Here is a 16,685-nt window from a genome sequence, read left to right on the forward strand (position 1 = left end):
TCGTTCCGAGTCAGCGGCGGGGCGGGCGGCGGGCCGACGCCGCGCCAGCCCCCCCCTACGCCCGCGCCAGCTCCGCGCGCAGCGGAAGGTCCTGGTCCTCGAGGATGAACTGTGCACCGACACCCGTCCGCGCGTTGACGACCACCGGCGCGAGCAGGTTCACCGTCGTGCCGGAGGCGCCCGGGGTCGCGACCACGAGCAACATCGCCTCGGTCGGGTCGGTCAGCGTGATCGACGCCGCCTGGCTGTCGGACAGCGACGGTGCGTACGACGGCAGGTGCACGGCGGCGTCGAGCAGGTACAGCCGCGGCTCGGTGACACCCGACGCGGTGGTGCCCGCCCCGACGAGCGTGAACAGCCCGTCGGTGTCGGCGACCGGCGTCAGGGTGAAGGAGTCGAGCGGCTCGAGGCCGAAGGGTGCGACGGAGAAGGTGAGGGGGATGCTCATCGGAGGTAGTCCATCAGGGTCGGCTGCAGGACCTTCGCGGTGACGGCGAGGGCTGCCTGGTAGTTGGTCTGCTGCACCTGCAGGTCGAGGACGGCCTTGGCCAGGTCCTTGTCCTCGACCGACGAGCGCCGTGCCTCGAGGTCGACGGATGCCGACTTCAGGGACGACTGCGCGGCGAGGGCGGCCGCGTGCCGGACACCGACGTCGGCCTGGGCCCCGCGCACCGTGTCGATGCGGGCGTCGAGGTCGTTGAGCCTCGGGTTCACGTTCACGCCGTTCTGCAGGTCGGTGACGATCGAGGAGATGGTGGCGAAGACGGACTCGGCGCCCGAGCCGAACACGGCGGTGCCGGTGGTGTCCACACGCACCGAGGTGCCGTCCCCGATGCGGCGGTCGACGGGTGCGGTCGAGGACGTCCAGCCGGTGGACGGGTCGAACACGGTGGCGGCGGTGGACGCGCCGGCGAAGACGGAGCGGGTGCCGTACTTCGTGTTCGCGCTCGATGCCAGGTCGGCGGCCAGGCCCTGGAACTGGGTGATCATGGCAGCACGGTCGGTGTCGCCCATCGTGCCGGAGTTCGCCGCCTGCACGGTCAGGTCGCGCACCTTCGACAGCACGGAGTACACGTCGCCCAGGGCGCTGTCGGTCGTGGCGAGCCAGCCGGCGGCGTCGTTGGCGTTCCGCGCGTACTGCGCGTTCGCTGCCTGGTCCTTGCGGACCTGCATCGCCGACGCGGTGCCGACGGGGTCGTCGGACGGACGCCCGATCGCCTTGAGCGTGGTGGCCTGGTCCGTCAGCTGCGCGAGCTTGGCGGCACCGGCCTGCAGCCGCGACGTGGCGGCTGCCATGGACATCTGGGTGGTGACCCGGGTGATCATCGTCATCCCCTCCCGACCAGGCCGACGCGGTTGATCAGCGTGTCGAGCATCTCGTCGACGGCGGTCAGGACGCGGGCTGCGCCCTGGTAGGCGTGCTGGTAGCTCAACAGGTTCACGTTCTCCTCGTCCAGGTCGACCCCGGCACCGGACTGCTGCTGGCTCTGCGCGTTGGTCAGGGCGAGTCCGGACAGCGTCGCCTCGGACGTGGCCGACCGGGAGGCCGTGCCCACCCCTGCCACGAACGTCGCCCAGGACGCATCGGGTGCGTCCACGGCGGCGCCGAGCTGGCCGATGGCGTCCGCCACCCGGCCGTCGTGGTCGCCCGCCGCGTTCCGCGTCGCGATGCCGCTGGCATCGGTCGGCACGACGGTCAGGCCCTGCGCCGCGGGGACGCCGGCGGACAGGGCGAAGAAGTCGACGCCCGTGGTGCCGGCCGGCGTGGTGCCGGCGTGGTGTGCGGCGTTGACCTGCGTGGCGAGGGCGGTGGCGACCCGGTCGTAGGCGGCCGAGGCCTGGGCGAGCGCGCCGCCGGTGCCGTTGGCGGTCGCGGGCGCCAGGAGCGACACGTTGCCGGCGATCGATCCGCCGGTCAGGGCGACGGCCGATCCGGAGCCGGAGGTCCAGGTGAGCGTCACGCCCGTGGCGTCGCCCAGGCGCGTGCCGCCGCCGAGCGCGACGGAGCGGGCGTCGCTGCCCTGCACCAGCGGGTTGCCGCCGATCAGGACGTCCACGGTGCCGTCGGCGTTCGTGCGGGTCGTCCCGCCGGCCAGCGACGCGATCTGCTGGGTGAGCTGGTCCCGCTGGTCCATCAGCTCGTTGGCGTTCCCGCCACCGGCGACGGTGGTGCGGATGCGGCCGTTCAGGTCGGCGACCTGCTTCGCGGCGTCGTTCAGCTGCGTGACCTGTCCGGCGACGGTGGCTCGGACGGCGGTCCACTGCGCGTCGACGGCCTCGGAGCCGCTGGACAGTGCCGCGGCGACCGTACCGGCGGCGCCGATGAGCGCCGTGGCGGCTCCCGGGTCGTCGGTGTGGGTGGCGAGGTCGCTCCACGCGGACCACATCGTGTCGAGCTTCGTGGCGAGACCGTCGGCGCCCGGCTCGTGCAGCCCGGACTCCAGCTGGTCGAGGGCGGTCGCGCGGGTGGTGGCGTACGCCGAGGAACCGGCGGCGGCGCGGACACCGGCGTCGAGCGTCATCGACCCCAGCCGGGCGATGCCGTCGATCGACACACCCTGTCCGGCCAGGGCCGCGGTGCCCCGCATGAACCCGGTCTGCACGGCGGGGACCGACGACTGGGTGACGCGCTGACGGGTGTAGCCGGCGGTGCCGGCGTTGGCGATGTTCTGGCCCGTGACCTCGATGCCGGCGCGGGCGGCGCTCAGGCCGGAGTACGCGGTGGCGAGGGAGCCGAAGGTGCTGACCACGGTGTCACAGGCTCCCGTCGAACAGGCGTGCTTCGCCCGAGGCGCGCCCGGACGTGCCGGTCGCGTCGTAGGTCGCAGTGTCGCCGACCGTGCCGGCGAGGGTCTCCTCGGTGGCCTGGGCGGCGGTGCGCAGGAAGCGGTCGTTCTCGTCGCGGAGCGTGCCGATGTGGGTCGTGAGCTCGAGCATCGCCTGCAGGTGCGATGCCAGGATCTCGCCCCACGGACCCGAGGGCGCAGCAGCGACGACCTCACGCAGGGGAGCCGCGGGGTCGACGCCCCACTCCTCGGCGACGGCGGCGCTCTGCGCGCTGCGCTCGAGCCCGGTCGTGCGGAGCCGCTGGAGCACCTGCTCGACCTCGCGGCTGGCGTGCGACACCCAGCGGGAGCGCCCGGCGGCGAGCAGCAGCTGCTCCTCCTCCAGCTTGAACGTGAGCAGCTCGAGCAGTTCTCGTTCGCGCCAGAGCACGGCGGACAGGTCGTTCACGCTCATCATCTCCTCCCGGTGTCGGTCGTCTTGCGGACACCGGGGACTATCGGTCGGGGCGGGCGCCCCGTAAGCGCGCGGCCCTCGAGTGCGGTCACGCGATCGGCCGCCACCTCCACTCCGGGGGACAAACACGCAGCCCGGATCGGTCATGTCCCCCCAAGTGCGGACACCCGAAACGCCCTCGTCCCCCCGCACTGGGGACGATCACAGGGGTGTTCAGCGCTTTGCCAGCCGATACATTCGAGATGCACACCGGGGGACACCCCGGGACGCGCCACGGGGGCGCGGAGTGCACCGCCCGGAGGGAACCGGGTGGTCTTCGGCGTACTCACCGGCCACGACGCGGCCGGTGTTCGTCGTGCCCACCGACCGGGTGGGACACACGACGATGGCGAGCCCCACGGACGGGGACACACCGATCGAGACGACCAGGGGAAGCGCATGGACCGCACCGAACGCAACGCGATGATCACCGAGCACCTGCCGCTCGTGGGCTACATCGTGTCCGACGTCCGTGCACGAGCCACCCACCTCGACCGCGACGACCTGGCCGCCGTCGGCTCGCTCGCCCTGGTCGCCGCCGCCGAGGCGTTCGACCCGACGCTCGGCGTGCCGTTCGGCGCGTACGCCCGGACCCGCATCACCGGTGCCATCGCCGACGACATGCGCTCCGCCGACTGGGCCAGCCGCGGGACCCGCAAGCGCATCCGCGAGACCCTCGCGACGCGTGAGGCGCTGACGTCCCAGCTCGGCCGCAGCGTCTCCGTGCAGGAGGTCGCCGACGCGATGGGCGTGGACCGTCAGACCGCGCTCGATGCGATGAGCGACGCCGGCCGCACCGTGACCGCGATCGACGAGACCGTGCACGACACCGTCGCCGCCGACCTGCCGCTGCCCGGCGACGACCTGGTCGAGACCGAACGTCGCCGCTACCTCCGCGCTGCCGTCGAGGCGCTGCCGGAGCGGATGCGGTACGTCGTCGAGGCGGTCTACTTCGGCGACCGGTCCGTGACCGAGGTCGCCGCAGAGCTCGGCATCACGCACTCCGCGGTGTCGCAGCAGCGCTCCGAGGCGATGCGCCTGCTGCGCGACGGCCTCGCCACGCACTACGGCGACGGCGGCGCCGCTCCCGAGCCGGTCTCGCGCACGACCGCCGCGCGCCGGAGCGCATACCTGGCACGGGTCGCGACGAACGCCGCGGTCGGTGTCGCCCGCGCGGTGCAGGACGCGACGAGCGGCCACCAGGTGGTCGCCAGTTGATCGTGGGGGACCGGCGCCGAGGAAATCGTGCCGGTTCTCCTAACGCCTCCGGTCGTTCGGCCGACAGGCAACCATGTCAGCCCACGGACGGGCAGACGAAGACCCAGAATTCACGGAGGAAACCACCATGGGTATGTCCATCAACACCAACCTCTCGGCACTCAACACGTACCGGAACCTCAACGCGACGCAGGGCGACCTGTCGAAGTCCCTCGAGAAGCTCTCGAGCGGCCTCCGCATCAACCGTGCCGCTGACGACGCTTCGGGCCTGACGATCTCCGAGGGACTGAAGTCCCAGGTCGGTGGCCTCACGGTCGCCGCCCGCAACGCGCAGGACGGCATCTCCGTCGTGCAGACCGCTGAAGGTGGGCTCACCGAGACCCACTCGATCCTCCAGCGCATGCGCGACCTGGCAGTGCAGGCCGGCAACGACTCGAACAACGAGGACTCGCGGACCGCGATCAGCACCGAGGTCGGGCAGCTCACCCAGGAGCTCACCCGCATCTCGGCCTCGACCAACTTCAACGGCATCAACCTGCTCGACGGCTCCGCCGGCACCGCAGGCGTGCTGAAGTTCCAGGTCGGCGCCAACGGTGACGCGGCCAGCCAGATCGACGTGGACCTGTCGAAGTCGAGCGTCAAGGACGTGGCCACCGCGGTCGGCGCCCTGAAGTTCGACAGCGCTGACGACGCCCAGGCGTCCATCACCGCACTCGACGCGCAGATCAAGTACGTCTCCTCGGCTCGTTCGAACATCGGTGCCATCCAGAACCGCTTCGACCACGCCATCAACGTGACGAACGTGGCGAAGGAGAACCTCACCGCGGCGTCCTCGCGCATCACCGACGTCGACATGGCGGAGGAGATGGTCAAGTACACGCGCGACAACATCCTCAGCCAGGCCGGCACGTCGATGCTCGCGCAGGCGAACCAGAGCACGCAGGGCGTCCTGTCGCTGCTCCGCTAGTCGCGACCGCGCCGCTCTCCGGGACAGTTCAGGCCTCCCGGGGAGCGGCGCACCACCCCTGACCACAACTGCGCCGAGGAGCCAGGATGTCCACGTCGTCCGTGTCGAGTGGCAGTTTCGCCATCGACGGTCTCGTGTCCGGGCTCAAGACGACGGACCTCATCAACTCGCTCATGTCGGTCGAGTCGGTGCCGCAGACCCTGCTCAAGAACAAGGTCACGACGACCAACTCGTTCATCTCGTCGCTGCAGACGATGAACTCGCTGGTGCAGACCCTGGCGTCGAAGGCGGCGGACGCGGCGAAGGCCTCGTCGCTCGACGTGTACACCGGCACGAGCTCGAGCCCCGGCGCCACGGTGGCGACCGGTGCGAACGCCGCACCCGGTTCGGTGTCGTTCACCGTCGGGTCGACAGCGGCCGCGCAGGTCGGGGTCACCGCCGCGATGGCGACGTGGTCCACCGGCGCACAGCCGGTGACGATCACGCGCGCCGACGGCACGACCACCACGGTCACGCCCGCGTCCGGGTCGCTCGACGACGTCGCATCGGCGATCACCAAGTCCGCCGCGGGCGTCACGGCGACCAAGGTGGCCGCCGGCACCGCGGCCGACGGCACGAAGCTCTGGCGGCTGCAGCTCACCGCGACCTCGACCGGCGCCGCCGGGGCGTTCACCGTCCACCGCGGCACGGCCGACCAGGTCGCTGCCGGCTCCGGCACGGACGTCCTCGCCGAGCCCGGTGCGGCCGTCGTCCGCACGGCCTCCGACGCCTCGGTCACGCTCTGGGCCGGCACCGCCGCGGCGCAGACCGTGACGAGCGCGTCGAACACGTTCACGGACCTGCTGCCCGGTGTCACGGTCACGGTCTCACAAGCGACCACCGACCCGGTGACGGTCACCGTCGCCCGGGACACCACGAAGGCACAGTCGGTCGCCTCCGGCCTGGTCGACGCGATGAACGCCATCGCGAAGTACTACGGGTCGAACACCGGCGTCACGAACACGACGAGCGCCACCTCGGGCACGACGACGACCACGGCCGGTGTGCTGCTCGGTGACGCCACCACGCGCGACGCCATGCAGCGCCTGTCGAGCACGATGTCGGCACCCGTGAACGGCAGGTCCCCGTCGTCGATCGGCATCTCGATCACCAAGGACGGCGACTTCACCTTCGACCCGGACGCCTTCCAGAAGGCCCTGGCAGCCGACCCCGAGGGCACGCAGGCAGTCGTCTCCGGACTCGCGACCACCGTCGGTGCCGCCGCCACCGCGATCTCGGACAAGTACACCGGGTCGCTCACCACCGCGATCAGTGGACAGCAGTCCGTGGTCAAGGACCTCAACGACCAGATCGACCGCTGGACGGACCGCCTGGCATCGCGCAAGTCGGCGTTGCAGACGCAGTACGCCGCGCTCGAGACCAACCTCAGCAAGCTCCAGTCGCAGTCGAGCTGGCTCTCCAGCCAGATCGCGTCGATGTCGAGCTGATCGGGACACCACCATGACGTACGACAACCTCTCGCAGCGCCGCCGTGCGCAGTACACGAACGAGTCCGTGCTGTCGGCAACGCCGGCGCAGCTCGTCACGATGCTGTACGACCGGCTGCTGCTCGACCTGCACCGTGCCGAGGCCGCGCAGACGACGAACGACTGGGATGCCGCCCGCGACCAGCTGCTGCACGCCCAGGCCATCGTCGGCGAGCTCTCGTCCACGCTGCGCATCGACGCGTGGGACGGCGGCGAGGGCCTGCTGGCGATCTACAACTACGCGTCGACCTCGCTCATCACCGCGAACGTCCACCGCGACGTGCAGGCCACCCGCGACTGCATCCGGATCCTCGAGCCGCTGCGCCGGGCCTGGCACGACGCGGCCAGCACCATGACCGCGACCGCACCGGTCGCATCGGGCGGAGCCCTCGGTGTCGCCTGAACAGCGGGACGCGGCACACCGCGCCGAGTGGGAGGCCGTGCTCACCGTCCTGGAACGGGCGGCGGTCGACGACGACCCGGCCCCCTGGCTCGCGCCGACCGGGCTGGGACCGGTGCCGCGCGCACTGATGGGGCGGGCCTCCCGGCTGCTCGCCGCCCAGCACGACCGCATGCAGTCCCTGGAGCGGCAGCGCCGCGCCACCCTCGAGCACCTCGGCGCCCTGCGCCAGGTCGACGCGACCCGCGAGCCGCAGCGCTCGGTCTACCTCGACGCCAGCGCGTAGGCGCCCTCCCGGCCCCCGTTCGGGGCGAGCACTAACGAGCCCGACGCGACCCACCGATAGCGCACCACGAGCACGGATCGCTCGACCACCGGCCACGGATCGGCCACCACCGCACGACGTCATCACCGCACCGGCGATGTCGTCCTGACGAGGGGGACCCCCGTGTTGGATTCCGTGACGTCGTCCGCGCTGCAGAGTGCGCTCGACGGGCTGTCGATGCGCCAGCGCGTGATCGCGAACAACATCGCGAACGTCAACACCACGAACTACCACGCCGAGAAGGTGCAGTTCGAGGACGCCCTCGCACAGTCCGTCGTCGACGGGTCCGGCCGCACCACGCCGACCGTCGCACGCTCGCTCGAGCCCACGAACACCAACGGCAACAACGTCAACCTCGACGAGGAGACGCTGTCGAACATCGACACCGTGCTGCGGTACCAGTTCGCCACGCAGGCGATGAACTCGGAGCTCACGAGCGTCCGTGCGGCGATGCGGACGAACTCGTGACGACCTTCGACGCGATCGGCATCGCGAGCACCGGGCTCACCGTGCACCGCAAGTGGCTCGACGCCATCTCGGACAACATCGCCAACGTCAACACGGTCCGGTCGATGGACGACTCGGCGTTCCAGGCCCGCTACGTCGAGGTGCAGGAGGGCGCCGGCGTCTCCGGCGCCTACGTCAAGGGCGCCGCGTTCGGCAGCGCCGCTGGCCGCGTGACCTACGACCCGGACAACCCGCTCGCGAACGCCGAAGGCTACGTCCGCATGCCGGACATCGACCTGGGCACGCAGATGGCGGACCTCATCATGGCCCAGCGCGGCTACCAGGCGAACGCCGCCGTGGTCGACCGTGCCAAGACCGCCTACGAGGCGGCACTGCAGATCGGGAAGAACTGATGCCCATCGACGCCGTCAACGGCGTGACCACGAACGCGCTCTCCGGTGTGTTCGGCACGTCCCAGGCCACGACGCCCGCAACCAGCAGCCAGCCCACGACCGGCACCGACGGGTCGTTCGCGGCCAGCCTCGGCAACGCCGTCGACGGGCTGCAGGACCTGCAGAGCACGTCGAAGACCCTGGCCGTCAAGGCCGTCACGGGCAACCTCGACGACATCCACGACGCCACCATCGCGTCCACCCGCGCGCAGGTCACGCTCGAGCTCGTCGCGGCGGTCCGCAACAAGGGCGTCGACGCCTTCAACGAGATCATGAGGATGCAGGCCTGATGCCCGCCGCACTGCAGAACCTGTTCGGGCGTCTCGGCGCCTACGTCAAGGGCTTCTCCGCCGCCCAGCGCACGATCGCCATCCTGGCCGTCGCGGCGCTCGTGCTCGGCGGGGTCGCGCTGGCCTCGTGGCTCGGCAAGCCGTCCTACGCGCCGCTGTTCACCGGCCTGGCCGCTGCCGACGCGTCCTCGGTCACCGACCAGCTCACCACGGACGGTGTGCCGTTCCAGCTGACCGACGGCGGCGCCACCATCCTGGTGCCGCAGTCGTCGGTGTACACTGAGCGCCTGAAGGCCGCGTCGAACGGGTTGCCGTCGTCGAACGAGGGCGGCTACTCGCTGCTCGACAAGATGGGCGTCACCAGCTCGGAGTTCCAGCAGGACGTCACGTACAAGCGCGCGATCGAGGGCGAGCTCGCGAAGACGATCTCGGCGATGGACGGCGTGCAGACCGCCAGCGTGCAGCTCGCGATCCCGGCGAAGTCGGTGTTCGTGTCCGAGGAGAAGGACCCCACCGCGTCGGTGTTCATCGCGACGAAGAACGGCGTGCAACTGACCACCGACCAGGTGCAGTCGATCGTGCACCTGACCAGCGCCGCGGTCGAGGGCATGCAGCCCACCGACGTGTCCGTCGTCGACTCCAAGGGCCAGACCCTGTCCGCGGTCGGCACCGGTGCCACCGGGTCCGGCGCGGACCAGGCCGCCGACTACGACGCCACCACCTCGAAGAAGATCCAGGACCTGCTCGACACGACGCTCGGCGCCGGCAACGCCAGTGTGGTCGTCTCGGCGACGATGAACCAGAACACCGGTACGCGCACGTCGGAGTCGTTCACGACGCCGACGACCGGCCCGGTCGCGCTCAACGAGTCCTCGACCAAGGAGCAGTACGGGTCCGGCTCGGGTGCGGGCAACGGCGCCACGGGCGTGCTCGGACCGGACAACATCGCCGTCCCGAACGGCACCGCGTCGGGCGCTGCGAGCGGTGACGGCGGGTACGACAACGAGTCCTCGACGAAGAACAACGCCGTCGACAAGACCACCGAGACCACGCAGCTGCCGTCGGGCGGCGTCGACCGGCAGACCGTGTCCGTCGCGCTCAACAGCAAGGCGTCGTCGGTGCAGAACGCGAACCTGCAGAGCATCAACGACCTGGTGTCCGCCGCTGCCGGTGCCGACACCGCACGCGGTGACCAGGTCAAGGTGGCCATGATGGACTTCGACACCAGTGCCGCCGACCAGGCTGCCAAGGCCCTGAAGACCCAGCAGGCGGCCGACCAGCAAGAGGCCCTGTGGTCCTCGATCCGCACCGCCGGGATCGTCGTCGGGATCGCGCTCGCACTGATCGCGCTGATCGTCTTCCTGGCCCGCCGCGGTCGCCGTCAGGAACGCGAGAGCGTCGACGTCGGCGAGCTCGACGCCTTCGGCTCGTCGTTCGAGCTGCCGCTCGCCGTCGACGCCGCCGACCAGCGCAGCGGACTCGCAGCCGGGTCGGACGCGCCGACCGTGGCGCTGTCCACCCTGCCGCACGACGACGCGCCGACCGAGGTGCTCACCACCGACGAGATCAGTGCCGAGCGCCGCCGCCAGGACATCTCGAACCTGGCCGAGCGGGACCCGAAGCGCACCGCCGAGCTGCTGCGCGGCCTGCTGGACGACCGGACCTCGGTGTGAACGGCCCCGTCGCCGCCTCCGGCCCGCGGTCGTTGAGCGGCGCGCAGAAGGTCGCGCTCATCCTCATGCAGATGGAGACCGACCGCGCCGCCGAGGTCATGAAGCAGTTCTCCGAGCTGGAGGCCGAGGAGATCTCCGCCGAGATCGTCCGGATGCGCCGCGTCGAGGACACCGTGGTCGACGCGACGCTGACCGAGTTCCACCGGATGACCCGCACCGGGCGCACGCACCGGCGCGGCGGCAAGGACACCGCGCTGGGCCTGCTCGACGCCGCGTTCGGCTCCGAGCGCGCGGCCGGGGTCATGGACCGCCTGGCCTCGAACCTGGCCGGGCAGTCCTTCGACTTCCTGGACGACGCCGAACCCGGACAGGTCATCACCCTGCTCGAGGGCGAGCTGCCGCAGACCATCGCCCTGGTGCTCGCCCACCTGCAGCCCGCCCAGGCCAGCGCCGTGCTCGCCGGGGTCGACGACCGCGCCCGCACCGACGTCGCGCAGGCGTTCGCCACGATGGGCAGCGCCACGCCCGAGGCCGTCGGGATCGTCGCGGGCGTGCTCCGCCAGCGTGCCGGCGCCGTCGTGTCCCCGCGCGAGAGCGTCGAGGTCGTCGGCGGCATCGCGCCCCTGGTCGACATCATCAACCGCTCCGACGTCGCCACCGAGAAGGCCGTGCTCGACGGGCTCGAGGCGCGCGACCCGGAGCTCGCCGAGGACATCCGCTCGCGCATGCTCACGTTCGAGGACATCGTCAAGCTCGAGTCCCGCGACATCCAGCAGGTGCTGCGCGGGATCGACTCGAAGATCCTGGCGACCGCCATGAAGGGCGCCGCCGGACCCGTCGTCGAGACCATCCGCGCGAACGTCTCCGAACGCAACCGCTCGCTGCTCGACGACGAGATCCAGGCCATGGGTCCGGTCCGTGTGTCGCAGGTCGAGGAGGCCCGCGCCGAGGTCGTGCGCTCCGTCCGTGAGCTCGAGGCCCAGGGCGTCATCACCGTCCACCGCGCCGAGGAGGACGAGCTCGTTGACTGACACCACCACGTTCGCGCGGGTCGCGTTCCCGGTCGTCGCCGACGCCGGCTCGGCCAGCCGTGCCGCCAGCGCCGAGGTCCGCGGACACGCTGCCGGCTACGCGGCCGGACTGCGCGCCGCGCACACGGACACCGAGGCCCTGCGCGCCGAACTCGAGGCGGCGCACGTCGCCCGACTCGAGCGACTCGAAGCCGACACCGCGCGGCGGCTCGCCGCGATGTCGGCCGCGACGGACGCGCTGCTCGCGCGCACCGCACCCGTGCTGGCGTCCGCCGAGCAGTCGGTGGTGGACGCGGCCATGGAACTGGCCGACGCCGCCGTCGGGTACGCGATCCGGGCCTCCCGTCCGGCATCCGCGGACAGCGTGGTCGACGACGGCCTGGAGGACCGGGTGCAGCCCGGCGCCGAGGCGACCGTCCGTCGCGCACTCGCGCTGGTCGACCACACGCTCGCGATCGCGGTGCGGCTGAGCCCGGCGGACGCCGCCGCGGTCGCATCGCTCGACCTGCCGGTCGCCGTCCGCACCGACCCGACCCTGTCCGACGGCGACGCCGTCGTGGACCTGCCGGACGGCGTGCTCGACGCCCGGATCGGCGCCGCGCTCGCCCGCGCGAAGGCCGCACTGGGGGTCAGCGCATGACCGCCACCCTGCTCCGACCGCGCGCGCTCGACGCCGCGGTGGCCCTTGCCGCACCGCAGCGCGTCGGGGTCGTCACGAGCGCCGTCGGCCTGGGGCTGACCGTCGCCGGGCTCGACGTCAGCGTCGGCGAGGTCGTCATGGTCGGCCGCGAGGACGGACCGCAGACCGCCGTCGAGGTCGTCGCCACCGACGCCAGCGGTGTGCGCTGCATGCCGCTCGGACGGCCGACCGGCGTGACCGCCGGGATGCCCGCACGACCGACGGGCCGTCCCGTGCTGGTGCCGACCGGACGCGGACTGTTCGGGCGGGTGCTCGACGGGCTCGGGCGGCCGATCGACGACCGCGGACCGCTCGACGCCGACGCCTGGGTCGAGCTCGACCACGCCACACCGAACGCGATGGCCCGCACCCGGATCGACACGCCGATGCAGCTCGGGGTCCGCGTGCTCGACACCCTGACCACCGTGGGACGCGGGCAGCGCATGGGCCTGTTCGCCGGGTCCGGTGTCGGCAAGTCCTCGTTGCTGTCGATGATCGCTCGGGGGAGCGACGCGGCGGTCAACGTCATCGCGCTGGTCGGCGAACGTGGCCGCGAGGTGCGGGAGTTCCTGGAGGACGACCTGGGGCACGAGGGGCTCGCCCGCTCGATCGTCGTCGTGTCCACCTCGGACGAGCCCGCGCTGATGCGCCTGCGTGCGGCGTTCGTCGCCACCCGCATCGCTGAGTCGTTCCGCGACGCCGGTCAGGACGTCGTGCTCATGATGGACTCGCTGACCCGTGTCGCCATGGCGCAGCGCGAGATCGGCCTGTCGGTCGGCGAACCCCCCGCCACCCGGGGCTACCCGCCGTCGACGTTCTCGGTGCTCGCCGGGCTGCTCGAGCGCGCCGGCACCGACCGCGTGGGCAGCATCACCGGGCTGTACACGGTGCTCGTCGACGGCGACGACCACAACGAGCCGATCGCCGACGCCGCGCGCAGCATCCTCGACGGGCACGTGGTGCTCGACCGGAAGCTCGCCGTCACGGGGCACTTCCCGTCCGTCGACGCGCTCGGGTCGATCTCCCGCGTGGCGTCGAAGGTCACCTCGCCCGCCGAGCGTGCCACGGCGACCGGCCTGCGGAAGGTGATGGCCGCTCGCAAGGCCGCCCAGGACCTGCTCGACGTCGGCGCGTACCAGCGTGGATCCAACCCGCTGGTGGACGCCGCCGTCGACCACCAGGACGCGATCGACCAGTTCCTGCGGCAGGGCATGGACGAGCGGGTCACCGCCGCCGACTCGTGGCAGCGGCTCGACGCGCTCGTCCGCCAGCTCGGGGGTGCGTGATGGCCCGGACCTTCCCGCTCGCCGGGCTCCTGCGCCTGCGGCACGCCGAACAGGACCGCGCTGCGGCAACGCTGGCGACCGCGAACGACCGCGTCCGTGAGGCCGCCGACGCCCGCATCGCCGCACGCCGCACGCTCGAGGACTCGGCCACCGCGATGCCGATCGAGGACGCCGCCACCCTGAGCGCCGTCGCCGCCGCCCGTGCCGCGACGCGGGGGATGCTCCGCGAGCTCGACGTCGTGGCCGAACACCGGCGCGCAGACGCAGAGCACGCCCAGGGTGAGTACTCCGCCGCCCGGCGGTCGGCCCTGGGGCTCGAGAAGCTCGAGGAGCAGCACACGGTCGCCGCCCGCGCCGAGGAGCTCCGCACCGAACAGAACGCACTCGACGAGATCGCGGCACGCAGCCGCACCGAAGGGGGGACCCGATGAGCCTGGATGCCGTGCTGAGCCGGATCTCCGAGATCCGCTCCCAGATCGACACGCTGCAGAGCGGTGGGACCCGCACGTCCTCGTCGTCGGCCGCTGCCGCCGCGTCGTCCTCGGCGTTCGACGCGACGATGGCCGCGACCGCCACCGCTGGGTCGACCGCGGCCGGCGCGTCCACTGCTGCTGCGGCCACGGCACCGGCCACGTCGGTCGACGCCGGCAAGGGCACCGTCGCGACCGGCAGCGGGAAGACCGGTGACGACGTCGTGGCCGATGCGAAGAAGTACCTCGGCGTGCCGTACGTGTTCGGCGGCACCACCACCGCGGGCATGGACTGCTCGGGCCTGGTGCAGACCGTGTTCAAGGACCTCGGCGTCACCATGCCGCGGGTCGTGCCGGACCAGGCGAAGATGGGCGTCGCCGTGCCCTCGTTGGCGCAGGCGCAGCCCGGCGACCTGATCATCCCGAAGGGCGAGGGCCACGTGGTGATCTACGTCGGCGACGGCAAGGTGCTGCATGCGCCCCGCCCCGGCAAGGACGTCCGGATCGTCGACAACTGGTACAAGGACTCCGACATCGCCACCATCCGGCGCATCGTCCCGTCGGCGCAGGAGGCCGCCGCCACCAAGGCCGCCTCGGCATCGAGCGCGTCGGGGTCGGGCACCGATCTGCAGACCGCTGCGCTGATGTCCCTGCTGCAGTCGGGGAGTGCCGCATGAGCCCGACGATGACCGTCGCCCCGAGGGCGCCCGGTCCCGCGGAGGCGTCGGCGGCGACCGGTCGTTCCGCTTCGACGGGTGCGGACGCCGCCGCGACGAGCAGCGGGTTCGACGCCGCGATGACGGCCGTCGGTGCGCGTGCCGAGCGGCAGCACGCCGCGCCGCGGAAGGGCGCGGACGCCGACGCGACCGCCGCCGCCGACGCGGGTGCCGCCGACGCCGCCGACGCCGCGGCACCGCCGGCCGGACTGGCCGCGCTGCTCGGGCTGACACCCGCGGCCGCGCCCGCGGCTGCGCCGGCGGCTGCGCTCGCGCCGAGTCTCGCCCAGGCGGACGGAACTCGGCTCGGAACCGCCGCAGAGCGTCCGGCTGGCCGAGACTCGGCGGCCGCCAACGGTGCGGGCACGCTCGGCACGCTCGGCACGACGGCCGGTTCGTCGGCGGGGACGGCTACCGGTGCTCCGGCCGGTGCTGCTGCGCCGAGTCTCGGCGCGGCGGACACATTCAACGCCGCGGGCGCCGCAGGTCGTCCGGCCAGCCGAGACTCGGCCAACGCCGGCACCGCTGTGGGCACGGTCACGTCCGCCGCCGCGGATGCAGCGCCGAGTCTCGGCCAGGCGGACGAAACTCGCGCTGCCGCGGCCGCGAACAGTCCGGTGGGCCGAGTCTCGGCGGGCGTGGGCGCGGCGGGTGCGGCCGATGCGGCCGCGTCGGCGGCGTCGACGTCGACCGCACCGTCGGCCGCTCAGGCGGGTCCGGCACCCGCCGCCGCACCCGTACCCGTCACCGCGACGACCACCGTCACCCAGACAGCCGCCGCGACCCCGACGACCACCGCGACCGCGACGGCCGGGGCAGCCACGGCCCTGCAACCCCGCCGTGTCGGCGGCGCGAGCGGACCAGCGCAGGGCGAGTCGAGCCTCCAGGCCGCGACGGCCGCGACGGCCGCGACAACCGAACCGGCCACGACGTCAGGCGTGCCGTTCCCGCTGCCGACCGCCGCCCCGACCGCCACGGCGACGACGTCGGCGCAGCCGACGGCCTCCGCCCCGGCACCCCTCGCACAGCAGCTCGCGCGACCGGTGTTCTCCCTCGCCCAGGCCGGCGCCGGCGAGCACGTCGTGACGGTGCAGGTCGTGCCGGACAGCCTCGGTCCGGTGACGGTCCGCGCCCACGTCACCGCGCACGGCATGCACGTCGAGCTGTTCGCGGCCTCGGACGCCGGGCGCGAGGCGGTGCGCCAGGTCCTGCCGGACCTGCGCCGCGAGGGCACCGCGGTCTCGACCACCCTCGACCTGTCCTCGCAGAACCACCCTGGGCAGAACAACCCGGGGCAGTCGGCCGGTCAGTCGGCCGCTCGCGACGGGCGTCCGACCGGCGGCCCGGCGACACCGTCGTCCGACCGGGAGGCCCGACCCACCACCGCCGAGTCCGCTCGGTCCGCCACCACCACCGTCCGCACCGCGGGACTCGACGTCCTCGCCTGATCCGGATCACGACAAGGAACCCACCATGCCCCTCGACGGGATCACCGGCAGTGTCGACCAGGCCACCCAGGCCGCCGCCCTCGCTGCGAACACGACGAAGAAGTCCCAGACGATGGACTCCGAGGTCTTCATGAAGCTGCTCGTCACGCAGCTGCAGAACCAGGACCCGTCCTCGCCGATGGACACCAACCAGATGATCAGCCAGCAGACGCAGCTCGCGATGATGGAGCAGGTCACCAACCAGACCACGACGGGGAACGAGAACTTCTCGCTGCAGATGCGCATCGCTGCCGCGAACCTCGTCGGCAAGCAGGTCAGCTACACGGACGCGACCTCGGGTGCATCGATCACCGGGAACGCGACCGCCGTGTCGTACGCCAAGAGCGTGCCGACCGTGACCGTGAACGGGAAGGAGGTCGATCTCGACGTGATCTCCGGTATCAAGACCGCTTCCTGATCGTTCTTCCCGCTCCTCCTT

20 protein-coding genes are annotated in these 16,685 nt (G+C 72.2%); 16 read left to right on the forward strand and 4 right to left on the reverse strand.

Annotated features, from left to right (window positions below):
• Nucleotides 1-55 precede the first annotated feature (55 nt).
• The 4 genes from fliW to MT346_RS02400 are packed head-to-tail and all read right to left on the reverse strand — an operon-like array spanning nucleotide 56 to nucleotide 3,240.
• Nucleotides 56-448: a flagellar assembly protein FliW gene (gene fliW, locus MT346_RS02385; RefSeq protein WP_243561161.1), complete on the reverse strand. Its 393-nt coding sequence runs from the start codon at nucleotides 446-448 to the stop codon at nucleotides 56-58.
• Nucleotides 445-1,326: a flagellar hook-associated protein FlgL gene (flgL, locus tag MT346_RS02390; protein ID WP_243561162.1), complete on the reverse strand. Its 882-nt coding sequence runs from the start codon at nucleotides 1,324-1,326 to the stop codon at nucleotides 445-447. Before flgL ends, fliW begins: the two co-directional genes overlap by 4 nt.
• Nucleotides 1,327-1,328: 2 nt before the next feature.
• Nucleotides 1,329-2,750, reverse strand: coding sequence for a flagellar hook-associated protein FlgK (gene flgK / locus MT346_RS02395; RefSeq protein WP_243561163.1), 1,422 nt, complete (start codon nucleotides 2,748-2,750; stop codon nucleotides 1,329-1,331).
• Between the two features lie 4 nt (nucleotides 2,751-2,754).
• Entirely contained in the window at nucleotides 2,755-3,240 is a 486-nt protein-coding gene (locus tag MT346_RS02400; protein ID WP_243561164.1) for a flagellar protein FlgN, read from the reverse strand.
• A gap of 438 nt (nucleotides 3,241-3,678) precedes the next feature.
• On the opposite strand from MT346_RS02400, the gene MT346_RS02405 reads away from it, so the two are divergent.
• The 16 genes from MT346_RS02405 (at nucleotide 3,679) to MT346_RS02480 (ending at nucleotide 16,664) form a co-directional block, all read left to right on the forward strand.
• A complete protein-coding gene (locus MT346_RS02405) occupies nucleotides 3,679-4,497 on the forward strand; it encodes a sigma-70 family RNA polymerase sigma factor (RefSeq protein WP_243561165.1) in 819 nt (272 codons plus the stop codon).
• A gap of 127 nt (nucleotides 4,498-4,624) precedes the next feature.
• A complete protein-coding gene (locus MT346_RS02410; RefSeq protein ID WP_243561166.1) occupies nucleotides 4,625-5,464 on the forward strand; it encodes a flagellin in 840 nt (279 codons plus the stop codon).
• Nucleotides 5,465-5,550: 86 nt separating this feature from the next.
• On the forward strand, nucleotides 5,551-6,951 hold the full coding sequence (fliD, locus tag MT346_RS02415) for a flagellar filament capping protein FliD (RefSeq protein ID WP_243561167.1): 1,401 nt from the start codon (nucleotides 5,551-5,553) through the stop codon (nucleotides 6,949-6,951).
• A gap of 13 nt (nucleotides 6,952-6,964) precedes the next feature.
• A complete protein-coding gene (fliS, locus tag MT346_RS02420; RefSeq protein ID WP_243561168.1) occupies nucleotides 6,965-7,393 on the forward strand; it encodes a flagellar export chaperone FliS in 429 nt (142 codons plus the stop codon).
• Nucleotides 7,383-7,676, forward strand: coding sequence for a hypothetical protein (locus tag MT346_RS02425; RefSeq protein WP_243561169.1), 294 nt, complete (start codon nucleotides 7,383-7,385; stop codon nucleotides 7,674-7,676). The genes fliS and MT346_RS02425 overlap by 11 nt, the downstream gene beginning before the upstream one ends.
• Before the next feature lie 162 nt (nucleotides 7,677-7,838).
• Nucleotides 7,839-8,183: a flagellar basal body rod protein FlgB gene (locus MT346_RS02430; protein ID WP_243561170.1), complete on the forward strand. Its 345-nt coding sequence runs from the start codon at nucleotides 7,839-7,841 to the stop codon at nucleotides 8,181-8,183.
• A complete protein-coding gene (locus MT346_RS02435) occupies nucleotides 8,180-8,575 on the forward strand; it encodes a flagellar basal body rod protein FlgC (RefSeq protein WP_056124952.1) in 396 nt (131 codons plus the stop codon). Before MT346_RS02430 ends, MT346_RS02435 begins: the two co-directional genes overlap by 4 nt.
• Nucleotides 8,575-8,904: a flagellar hook-basal body complex protein FliE gene (gene fliE / locus MT346_RS02440; RefSeq protein ID WP_243561171.1), complete on the forward strand. Its 330-nt coding sequence runs from the start codon at nucleotides 8,575-8,577 to the stop codon at nucleotides 8,902-8,904. Before MT346_RS02435 ends, fliE begins: the two co-directional genes overlap by 1 nt.
• On the forward strand, nucleotides 8,904-10,577 hold the full coding sequence (fliF, locus tag MT346_RS02445; RefSeq protein WP_243561172.1) for a flagellar basal-body MS-ring/collar protein FliF: 1,674 nt from the start codon (nucleotides 8,904-8,906) through the stop codon (nucleotides 10,575-10,577). Before fliE ends, fliF begins: the two co-directional genes overlap by 1 nt.
• Nucleotides 10,574-11,608 (forward strand): flagellar motor switch protein FliG, encoded by a 1,035-nt coding sequence (fliG, locus tag MT346_RS02450; protein ID WP_308221864.1) that lies wholly within the window; start codon nucleotides 10,574-10,576, stop codon nucleotides 11,606-11,608. Before fliF ends, fliG begins: the two co-directional genes overlap by 4 nt.
• Nucleotides 11,601-12,248 carry a hypothetical protein gene (locus MT346_RS02455; protein ID WP_243561173.1) on the forward strand — a complete coding sequence of 216 codons (648 nt, stop codon included), beginning with the start codon at nucleotides 11,601-11,603 and terminating at the stop codon, nucleotides 12,246-12,248. The genes fliG and MT346_RS02455 overlap by 8 nt, the downstream gene beginning before the upstream one ends.
• Nucleotides 12,245-13,573 (forward strand): FliI/YscN family ATPase, encoded by a 1,329-nt coding sequence (locus MT346_RS02460; RefSeq protein ID WP_243561174.1) that lies wholly within the window; start codon nucleotides 12,245-12,247, stop codon nucleotides 13,571-13,573. The genes MT346_RS02455 and MT346_RS02460 overlap by 4 nt, the downstream gene beginning before the upstream one ends.
• Nucleotides 13,573-14,004 (forward strand): flagellar FliJ family protein, encoded by a 432-nt coding sequence (locus tag MT346_RS02465; RefSeq protein WP_243561175.1) that lies wholly within the window; start codon nucleotides 13,573-13,575, stop codon nucleotides 14,002-14,004. Before MT346_RS02460 ends, MT346_RS02465 begins: the two co-directional genes overlap by 1 nt.
• Entirely contained in the window at nucleotides 14,001-14,720 is a 720-nt protein-coding gene (locus tag MT346_RS17915; protein ID WP_279396612.1) for a C40 family peptidase, read from the forward strand. The genes MT346_RS02465 and MT346_RS17915 overlap by 4 nt, the downstream gene beginning before the upstream one ends.
• Nucleotides 14,717-16,207 carry a flagellar hook-length control protein FliK gene (locus MT346_RS02475; RefSeq protein WP_243561176.1) on the forward strand — a complete coding sequence of 497 codons (1,491 nt, stop codon included), beginning with the start codon at nucleotides 14,717-14,719 and terminating at the stop codon, nucleotides 16,205-16,207. Before MT346_RS17915 ends, MT346_RS02475 begins: the two co-directional genes overlap by 4 nt.
• Nucleotides 16,208-16,232: 25 nt before the next feature.
• Entirely contained in the window at nucleotides 16,233-16,664 is a 432-nt protein-coding gene (locus MT346_RS02480; RefSeq protein WP_243561177.1) for a flagellar hook assembly protein FlgD, read from the forward strand.
• Nucleotides 16,665-16,685 lie beyond the last annotated feature (21 nt).

It is taken from the genome of Curtobacterium sp. VKM Ac-2922 (assembly GCF_022815645.1).
GTDB lineage: Bacteria > Actinomycetota > Actinomycetes > Actinomycetales > Microbacteriaceae > Curtobacterium.